The sequence below is a fragment of the Shewanella oncorhynchi genome, from assembly GCF_012584455.1.
Lineage (GTDB): Bacteria > Pseudomonadota > Gammaproteobacteria > Enterobacterales > Shewanellaceae > Shewanella > Shewanella oncorhynchi.
This window is the reverse complement of the sequence record NZ_JABAEB010000021.1, coordinates 37067-45925: the sequence shown is the minus strand read 5'-3', so window position 1 is coordinate 45925 and position 8859 is coordinate 37067. Positions and strand designations below refer to the sequence as shown.

Genomic DNA, 8859 nt, shown 5'->3' with positions numbered 1-8859 from the left:
GAGAGTAGGTCATCGCCAAGCGCCTAATTATCTCATTGAGATGCAACGAAGCCAGCTGAATAAGCTGGCTTTTTTGCATTCGCAATTTGTTAATTGGAGTGATTTTCCTGCTTTTTTCTCTGTTCTTCATTCAGTCATCTTCTCTAGCATGAGCTGCAATCCTCGCTTTTAGCAGTTACAATACGTATTTGTCGTCATTGAACAAACACATGTCTCTATCTCATAGCCTTCAATCATTTAATTCCTTTGGTTTGGCCCAGTCTTGCGCGGATCTTGTTGAGGCGCACTCAAAAGAAGCTGTTAAGGCGATCTGTCTGCCACTATGGCAACAACAATTGCCTATGTTGGTGCTTGGTGGTGGTAGCAATCTGGTCTTTACGGAGGACTTTAACGGCACAGTTGTCAGGATTTTATCGAAAGGGATAAAAGTATCTGAAGACACAGAAGCGTTTTATCTCGATGTTGAGGCGGGTGAGAATTGGCACGAGTTAATTCAGTTTACGCTCGAGCATGGCATGTTTGGGCTGGAGAATATGGCATTAATTCCTGGGACGGTTGGTGCAGCACCTATTCAGAATATTGGCGCTTATGGTGTTGAACTATGTGATGTGTGTGATTGGGTTGAGTATCTTGATTTACCCTCAGGTGAGTTTGTGCGCATCAGCACAGCTGAGTGTCAATTTGCTTACCGTGAGTCTATTTTCAAAGACAAATTGCGCAATCTCGCTGTAGTCACAGCTGTTGGGCTGCGCTTAGCTAAACGTTGGCAACCGCGTTTAGTCTATGGTCCATTGCAATCGTTTGATCCTGCAACCGTTACAGCGCATGAGATTTTTGAGCGCGTATGCCAAGTACGAAGTGAAAAGCTTCCTGATCCCGCTGTGCTCGGCAATGCAGGCAGTTTCTTTAAAAATCCCATTGTAAGCGCAGCCTGTTATCTAGATTTAGCACAGCGTTTTCCGACGATAGTGGGCTACGCACAAGCGGATGCAACAGTGAAATTGGCTGCAGGCTGGTTGATTGAGCAAGCGGGACTGAAAGGTTTTGTGCTCGGCAATGTGGCAGTGCATGACAAGCAAGCCTTAGTGTTAGTGAATCGAGGCGGAGCAACGGGGCATGATATTTGCCGCCTAGCGCTGCATGTTATTGCGCAAGTACAGGATAAATTTGGTGTTGTGCTAGAAGCCGAGCCTAGAATCATCGGGGCTAATGGCGAAGGAGATTTGCATGTCTGATCATTGGGGAAGAAAACGCCAGATATTAGCTTTATTATCTAGCGGGCAATTTGTTTCTGGCGAGCAGTTAGCCACTGAACTTGGGATTTCGCGTGCCGCAGTGAATAAGCACATCGATGCGCTAGAAACCTATGGTGTGGCAATTTATAGCGTCAAAGGTCGCGGCTATAAGTTAGCGAATCCTATTTCTTTGATTGATGCTTCACGTTTAGTGCAATCAATTGATAATCGTTGCTTTTACTTTGATGAGATAGCAAGCACCAACGGCTTTATGCTGGACCATACTACTGAATTGAAGAATGGTGATGTGTGTGTGGCAGAGTATCAATCCGCAGGTCGTGGTCGTCGAGGCAGGACTTGGGTGTCGCCCTATGGGCATCACTTATATTTCTCGCTGTTTTGGACTTTCCCGCAGGGAATGGCGCAGGCAATGGGATTAAGTTTAGTGGTGGCCTGTACATTGGTTGAAGTGCTTAAATCTTTTGGCGTCGAGAATATTGGTGTTAAGTGGCCCAATGACATCTATTTGGATAACAAGAAGCTTGCCGGGATCTTGATTGAGATGTCGGGTCAGGCTGATAGCCTGTGCCAGCTTATCATAGGTGTTGGTGTCAATATGGCTATGTCAGAGGAACAAGGTAAAGGTATCGATCAGCCTTGGAGTGATTTGTCAGAGTTGGTCGACATGCCTGACAAGACGGCGCTTGTTATTGCATTACAGAAGCAGCTTAAGCGTGATATTCAGTTATTTGAGCGTGAAGGATTAGCTGCATTCAAGACTCGTTGGCAAGCTGCGGACTTATTTTATGGTCGTGAAATACGTTTGCTTATGGGGGAAAAGTCTGTCGAAGGAATTTGTCGAGGCGTTGATGAGCAAGGTGCAGTATTGCTCGAAACCGCCGACGGTGTTCAAGCATTTATCGGCGGTGAAATTAGCTTAAGGGCACGCTAAGTACCCAAGAGCCAATTTTACTTGCGCATCAGCACGTGGGACATCAAATGATCCTGACCTTTCTGCAGGATCAAATGGGCTCTCTCACGGGTCGGTTGAATGTTAAGTTGTAGGTTTGGACCATTGATTGTGTCCCAAATATTGGCGGCAATCGTATTGGCCTCATCATCGGTTAGCGTCGAATAGTGATGAAAATAAGATTTTTTGTCACTGAATGCACCAGAGCGGAACTGCAAAAATCGTTCTTTATACCATTGTTTTAGCAAAGGTTCTTCTGCATCGACATAAATAGAAAAGTCGACAAAATCGGAGACAAAAGGACGACGGGTATCAACGGGGGAGTCGAGTCCTGTTTGTAGTACATTCAAGCCTTCTAAAATTAAGATGTCTGGCTGAGAAACGGTTTGATGCTGATTCTTAACGCGGTCATAGGTGACGTGTGAATAGATAGGGGCTTTCACATGTGGCTGACCGGATTTCACGGCGGAGATAAACTCAACCAGCATTTTCATATCGTAACTTTCTGGAAATCCTTTACGCTGTAATAGTCCTTTACGTTTTAAGTCCGCCAGAGGATACAAAAAACCATCTGTTGTCACCAAATCAACTTTTGGGTGTTCAGGCCAGTGCCGTAGTAAAGCTTGCAAAATACGTGCTGTGGTGCTTTTCCCGACGGCGACACTACCAGCAATACTAATGATGTAAGGACTTTTTGATGGTTTTTGACCGAGGAATTCATCAACCACTAAGCCTCGTTGTTGCTTAGCTTTAACGATCAAATTCAGTAGTCGGCTAAGGGGAAGATAAATATCAGTCACTTCCGATAAGGAAATCTTTTCATTTATGCCTCTAAGGTTCTCCAAGTCTTGCTCACTCAGTGTCAACGGCACTGAATCTCGTAACTCAGACCATTGCAGGCGCTCGAAGGCGAGATAGAGTGCTTTTTGAATTGAATTTTTAGAAGTCATTGGCTTTCCTCAGCTTAGGAAAGGCACAGTACACTATGAGAATATTTGGAACAATACTAAATGGGTGATTGCAGTCGTGTTTCCGTTACCGTTTGATGTATTCGCTGTTTAATTGGCCGTCAAAGTTGGATAACGTGTAAAAAAACACCGTTCAAGCGCTTTTTTTACGTAAATAGGCGTTTTTTACTTGCACTTGGGAGCGCATTTACCTAATATCCCGTTCCGAAATGATAATGCCGGCATAGCTCAGTTGGTAGAGCAACTGACTTGTAATCAGTAGGTCCCGAGTTCGACTCTTGGTGCCGGCACCATTTTATGTGGAGGGGTTCCCGAGTGGCCAAAGGGATCAGACTGTAAATCTGACGGCTCAGCCTTCGAAGGTTCGAATCCTTCTCCCTCCACCACTTTTTTCTAGGTAGTTAGGTAGCCTTAGTTAGGTTGCGCGGACATCGTATAATGGTATTACTCCAGCCTTCCAAGCTGATAACGCGGGTTCGATTCCCGCTGTCCGCTCCAAATTAGTTGCTGATATGGCTCAGTTGGTAGAGCACACCCTTGGTAAGGGTGAGGTCGGCAGTTCGAATCTGCCTATCAGCACCAGCCTCTCTAAATTTAGCTCCTACGCCTAAACATAATCGGTTCGATGTCATTTTAATGCATCGGATTTTTTCTATATGTTAGTTTTCATCACCAAGAATCTTGGACTGAGGCATTACCATGGCTAAAGCTAAATTTGAACGTATTAAGCCCCATGTAAACGTGGGCACCATTGGTCACGTTGACCATGGTAAAACCACACTGACTGCAGCTATCTCTCACGTACTGGCTAAGACCTACGGTGGCGAAGCTAAAGACTTCTCTCAAATCGATAACGCTCCAGAAGAGCGTGAGCGCGGTATTACGATCAATACCTCTCACATCGAATATGACACGCCTTCACGTCACTACGCACACGTAGACTGCCCAGGCCACGCTGACTATGTTAAAAACATGATCACTGGTGCTGCACAGATGGACGGCGCGATTCTAGTAGTTGCCTCTACAGACGGTCCAATGCCACAGACTCGTGAGCACATCCTGCTTTCTCGTCAGGTTGGCGTACCTTTCATCATCGTGTTCATGAACAAATGTGACATGGTAGATGACGAAGAGTTACTGGAATTGGTTGAGATGGAAGTGCGTGAACTTCTGTCAGAATACGATTTCCCAGGTGATGATTTACCAGTAATCCAAGGTTCAGCTCTGAAGGCCCTAGAAGGTCAACCAGAGTGGGAAGCTAAGATCCTTGAATTAGCCGCAGCACTGGATTCTTACATTCCAGAACCACAACGTGACATCGATAAGCCGTTCCTACTGCCAATCGAAGACGTATTCTCAATTTCAGGCCGTGGTACAGTAGTCACTGGTCGTGTTGAGCGTGGTATTGTTAAAGTGGGTGACGAAGTTGAAATCGTTGGTGTTCGCACAACGACTAAAACAACGTGTACTGGTGTAGAAATGTTCCGTAAACTGCTTGACGAAGGTCGTGCAGGTGAGAACTGTGGTGTGTTATTACGTGGTACTAAGCGTGATGACGTAGAACGTGGTCAAGTATTGGCTAAACCAGGTTCAATCAACCCACACACCACTTTTGAATCAGAAGTTTATGTTCTGTCAAAAGAAGAAGGCGGACGTCACACTCCATTCTTCAAAGGCTACCGTCCACAGTTCTACTTCCGTACAACTGACGTAACCGGTACTATCGAACTGCCAGAAGGCGTAGAGATGGTAATGCCTGGCGACAACATCAAAATGGTAGTGACTCTGATTTGCCCAATCGCGATGGACGAAGGTTTACGCTTCGCAATCCGTGAAGGTGGTCGTACAGTTGGTGCTGGTGTAGTAGCTAAAATCATCGCTTAATTGCGATAGAAATTAGTTTGAAAAGGAAGCTTCGGCTTCCTTTTTTGTTTAAGTGGATTATTTCATAGGTTTTGTGGTTTGCATGGGATTCGCATCCTTGCTTACAAAGTCGAATAAGAATACAATCTATGGCCGATTTTTGACCCTGAGCTTATGCTATTTTGCGTTTCTAAGGGTGTTCGGAAATGCAGAGTGATGTGGGATTATGCCCGTCAATTAATGTGCTCTAAGCTCAGGCCGTATTGAGTAACGGAAAAACCGATGACAACAAATACTGAAAACCAGAACAATTCTCTGGATATCGTGAAGTGGGGTTTAGTGATTGTATTGCTAGCCGCTGCTGTTATTGGCAATCAAATGTATAGCGAAGCCAGTGCCGTCATACGTGCGCTTAGTGTTATCGTTGCATTCGCTATTGCTGGTTTTATTGCGCTTCAGACTGTAAAAGGTAAAAAAGCGTTAGCTTTTGCCCGTGAAGCGCATATCGAAGTGCGCAAGGTTGTATGGCCGACGCGTCAAGAAGCGCTAAACACCACTTTTATTGTCCTTGCTGCAACAGGTATCTTAGCTCTTATCCTTTGGGGTATGGATGCTGTGTTAATGCGAATTGTCAATTTTATCACTGGCGTATAGGCACCTCGAATGACTGAAGCTAAAGAAGCTAAAAAAAGATGGTATGTAGTGCAGGCATTCTCAGGCTATGAAGGCCGAGTTTGTAAGTCACTGATTGAATATATTAAAATGCATGGCATGGAAGCATACTTCGGTGAAGTATTGGTTCCGACTGAAGAAGTCATCGAAATGCGTGCAGGTCAGCGTCGCAAGAGCGAACGTAAGTTTTTCCCTGGCTATGTGTTAGTCCAGATGGAAATGAACGATGACAGCTGGCATTTAGTCAAAAGCATCCCGCGTGTTTTAGGCTTTATTGGCGGAACGTCTGATCGTCCTGCCCCAATTTCAGATAAAGAAGCTGATGCAATTCTGCGTCGCTTACAAGAAACGACAGCGTCACCGACTCATAGAACTATATTTGAGCCTGGTGAAGTGGTACGTGTGTGTGATGGTCCATTTGCTGACTTTAACGGCACCGTTGAAGAAGTGGATTATGACAAGAGCCGCGTGAAAGTATCAGTGATGATCTTTGGTCGTTCTACGCCTGTTGAACTTGACTTTAGTCAAGTTGAAAAAGGCTGATTAAATAAACTACAAAATCCGTTTGGCAACGGGTGCGAATTTCTATATAATTCGCACCCGTTGTTTTCGGGGGAGCATGTCAGCATGTCGCTGATGCGCGTTTGAACCCAAACTGAGGAAATGTCAGATGGCAAAGAAGATTGATGCTTATATTAAGCTACAAGTAAAATCCGGTTCTGCGAACCCATCACCACCAGTTGGTCCAGCTTTGGGTCAAAAAGGTGTGAACATCATGGAATTCTGTAAAGCGTTTAACGCCCGTACAGAAAAAATGGAAAAAGGCATGCCTATTCCAGTCGTGATCACTGTTTACAGTGACCGTTCATTCACTTTTGAAACTAAGACTTCTCCAGCGTCTTACTTACTGAAGACTGCTGCAGGCCTGAAATCAGGTTCTCCACGTCCAAACACTCAGAAAGTGGGTACTATCGCTCGCGCTAAAGTTCAAGAAATTGCTGAACTGAAAGCTGCCGATATGACTGGTGCTGACATTGAAGCGATGACTCGCTCAATCGAAGGTACTGCGCGTTCAATGGGTTTGGTTGTAGAGGATTAATATAATGGCAAAGCTAACTAAACGCATGCGCGTAATTCGCGAAAAAGTTGACGGTACTAAAAGCTACGATATCAACGAAGCTGTTGCTCTGTTAAAAGAATTAGCAACTGCAAAATTCGTTGAAAGTGTAGACGTAGCAGTTAACTTGGGTATTGACCCACGTAAATCTGACCAAAACGTTCGTGGTGCAACAGTGTTGCCACACGGTACTGGTCGTGACGTTCGCGTTGCAGTATTTACACAAGGTGCAAATGCTGAAGCTGCTAAAGCTGCTGGCGCTGAGCTAGTTGGTATGGATGATCTGGCTGAGAAAATCAAAGCCGGTGAAATGAACTTTGACGTAGTTATCGCATCTCCAGATGCAATGCGCGTTGTTGGTATGTTAGGTCAAATCTTAGGCCCACGTGGTTTAATGCCTAACCCTAAAACAGGTACAGTAACGCCAAACGTTGCTGAAGCTGTTAAGAACGCCAAAGCGGGTCAAGTTCGTTACCGTAACGACAAGAACGGTATTATCCACACTACTATCGGTAAAGTGGATTTCACACCAGTTCAATTGAAAGAAAACTTGGAAGCGTTAGTGTCAGCACTGAAAAAGGCTAAGCCTGCAGTTGCTAAAGGCATTTTCGTGAAAAAGATCAGCATCTCTACCACTATGGGTGCAGGTGTTGCAGTTGATCAAGCTACGCTTGAAACAACTCTATAATTTTACAAAGCGGGTGCATTAGTCTATAATGCGCGCACTTTGTGGGTTGAAGCCTGTTTTATCTTCCGTTTAGGCGGAGTTTAACTCAGGTTTCCGTCCAAGACCGCAGGTGTTTTTTGTAAAAATAACTTAATTTCCTGCGTAGACGGTGTCAGGCCCCAGCTAAAATTTTTTACTGGATAATCTGCACCGTAAGTCACTAAATACATAAGTATTTAGTATGGTAAATACTAGGGAATACCCTAGGTAGAATCCAGGAGTAAAGCCAATGGCATTAAGACTCGAAGACAAAAAAGCGATTGTTGCTGAAGTCAACGAAGCTGCCAAAGGTGCGCTATCTGCAGTTGCCGCTGATTCTCGCGGTGTGACTGTAGGTGCTATGACCGGTCTGCGTAAAAAAGCTCGCGAAGCTGGTGTATATGTACGTGTAGTACGTAACACGCTAGCTCGTCGTGCTGTTGAAGGTACTGCTTTTGAGTGCCTAGCAGAAACGTTCACTGGCCCAACTTTGATTGCTTTTTCTTTAGAGCACCCAGGTGCTGCAGCACGTCTGTTAAAAGACTTTGCTAAAGAACAAGCTAACTTCGAAGTTAAAGGCGCAGCCTTTGAAGGGAATTTCATCCCTGCAGCTGAAATTGATCGTTTGGCGAAACTGCCAACATACGAAGAAGCACTAGCTCAGTTAATGATGACTATGAAAGAAGCATCTGCTGGCAAGTTCGTTCGTACACTGGCCGCCCTGCGCGATCAAAAACAAGAAGCCGCTTAATTTCAAGCTGGCTGCTTAATAAAATTGAATTCAGAACAATAGGAAACATTTGTTATGTCTATCACTAAAGACCAAATCTTAGAAGCCTTTGCAGCTATGTCTGTAATGGAAGTTGTTGAACTGATCGAAGCTATGGAAGAGAAGTTCGGCGTTTCTGCTGCTGCTGCTGTTGTTTCTGGCGGTGCAGAAGCAGTTGTTGTTGAAGAACAAACAGAATTCAACGTAGTTCTGACTGCTCACGGCGACAACAAAGTTGCAGTTATTAAAGCCATCCGTGGTGCAACTGGTTTAGGCCTGAAAGAAGCTAAAGCTATGTCTGAAGCTGCTCCAGTAGCAGTTAAAGAAGGCGTTTCTAAAGAAGAAGCTGAAGCTCTGAAGAAAGAACTTACTGAAGCTGGTGCTTCTGTAGAAATTAAGTAAGCTATTATTTAGCTTGCTCACCCAAGCCACTTGGGTGGAGGCTGGCGGTTTTTTAACCGTCGGCCTTTTTTGCGCTATATGCGCTGGCGATTTTTTTTCACCGTTTGTCGCCAAATTTTGCAGTCCCTAGCAGAGATTACTGGTTAGGTTCTTGCCA

10 protein-coding genes and 4 tRNA genes are annotated in these 8859 nt (G+C 44.9%); 13 read left to right on the top strand and 1 reads right to left on the bottom strand.

Features of this window, described 5'->3' with window-relative positions; translation table 11 throughout:
* Window positions 1–209: 209 nt before the first annotated feature.
* Both murB and birA read left to right on the top strand, forming a co-directional pair.
* Window positions 210–1235, top strand: a complete 1026-nt coding sequence (gene murB / locus HGO26_RS21720) for a UDP-N-acetylmuramate dehydrogenase (protein WP_168827729.1) — start codon at window positions 210–212, stop codon at window positions 1233–1235.
* Entirely contained in the window at window positions 1228–2187 is a 960-nt protein-coding gene (birA, locus tag HGO26_RS21715) for a bifunctional biotin--[acetyl-CoA-carboxylase] ligase/biotin operon repressor BirA (protein ID WP_168827728.1), read from the top strand. Before murB ends, birA begins: the two co-directional genes overlap by 8 nt.
* 17 nt (window positions 2188–2204) lie before the next feature.
* Here birA and coaA read toward each other — a convergent pair whose 3' ends face one another.
* Complete coding sequence (gene coaA, locus HGO26_RS21710; RefSeq protein ID WP_105251027.1) at window positions 2205–3155, bottom strand: type I pantothenate kinase; 951 nt, start codon at window positions 3153–3155, stop codon at window positions 2205–2207.
* A gap of 235 nt (window positions 3156–3390) precedes the next feature.
* Between coaA and HGO26_RS21705 the strand changes: the two genes are divergently transcribed.
* From HGO26_RS21705 to rplL, 11 genes are all read left to right on the top strand, one after another.
* A tRNA-Thr gene (locus HGO26_RS21705) sits at window positions 3391–3466 on the top strand.
* Window positions 3467–3474: 8 nt separating this feature from the next.
* Window positions 3475–3559: transfer RNA gene (locus tag HGO26_RS21700), tRNA-Tyr, on the top strand.
* 38 nt (window positions 3560–3597) lie between these two features.
* A tRNA-Gly gene (locus tag HGO26_RS21695) sits at window positions 3598–3671 on the top strand.
* Window positions 3672–3679: 8 nt separating this feature from the next.
* Window positions 3680–3755, top strand: a tRNA-Thr gene (locus HGO26_RS21690).
* 117 nt (window positions 3756–3872) lie between these two features.
* Window positions 3873–5057, top strand: coding sequence for an elongation factor Tu (gene tuf / locus HGO26_RS21685; RefSeq protein ID WP_105251028.1), 1185 nt, complete (start codon window positions 3873–3875; stop codon window positions 5055–5057).
* Window positions 5058–5318: 261 nt separating this feature from the next.
* The gene (secE, locus tag HGO26_RS21680) at window positions 5319–5690 is read left to right on the top strand and encodes a preprotein translocase subunit SecE (RefSeq protein ID WP_006083613.1); all 372 of its coding nucleotides are present in this window, start codon (window positions 5319–5321) and stop codon (window positions 5688–5690) included.
* A 9-nt stretch (window positions 5691–5699) separates the two neighbouring features.
* Window positions 5700–6251 carry a transcription termination/antitermination protein NusG gene (gene nusG, locus HGO26_RS21675; RefSeq protein WP_105251029.1) on the top strand — a complete coding sequence of 184 codons (552 nt, stop codon included), beginning with the start codon at window positions 5700–5702 and terminating at the stop codon, window positions 6249–6251.
* Window positions 6252–6378: 127 nt separating this feature from the next.
* Window positions 6379–6807: a 50S ribosomal protein L11 gene (gene rplK / locus HGO26_RS21670; protein ID WP_006083611.1), complete on the top strand. Its 429-nt coding sequence runs from the start codon at window positions 6379–6381 to the stop codon at window positions 6805–6807.
* A gap of 4 nt (window positions 6808–6811) precedes the next feature.
* The gene (gene rplA / locus HGO26_RS21665) at window positions 6812–7513 is read left to right on the top strand and encodes a 50S ribosomal protein L1 (protein ID WP_105251030.1); all 702 of its coding nucleotides are present in this window, start codon (window positions 6812–6814) and stop codon (window positions 7511–7513) included.
* Window positions 7514–7781: 268 nt separating this feature from the next.
* Complete coding sequence (rplJ, locus tag HGO26_RS21660) at window positions 7782–8282, top strand: 50S ribosomal protein L10 (protein WP_006083609.1); 501 nt, start codon at window positions 7782–7784, stop codon at window positions 8280–8282.
* A 54-nt stretch (window positions 8283–8336) separates the two neighbouring features.
* Window positions 8337–8702 carry a 50S ribosomal protein L7/L12 gene (gene rplL / locus HGO26_RS21655; RefSeq protein ID WP_105251031.1) on the top strand — a complete coding sequence of 122 codons (366 nt, stop codon included), beginning with the start codon at window positions 8337–8339 and terminating at the stop codon, window positions 8700–8702.
* Window positions 8703–8859: the final 157 nt, after the last annotated feature.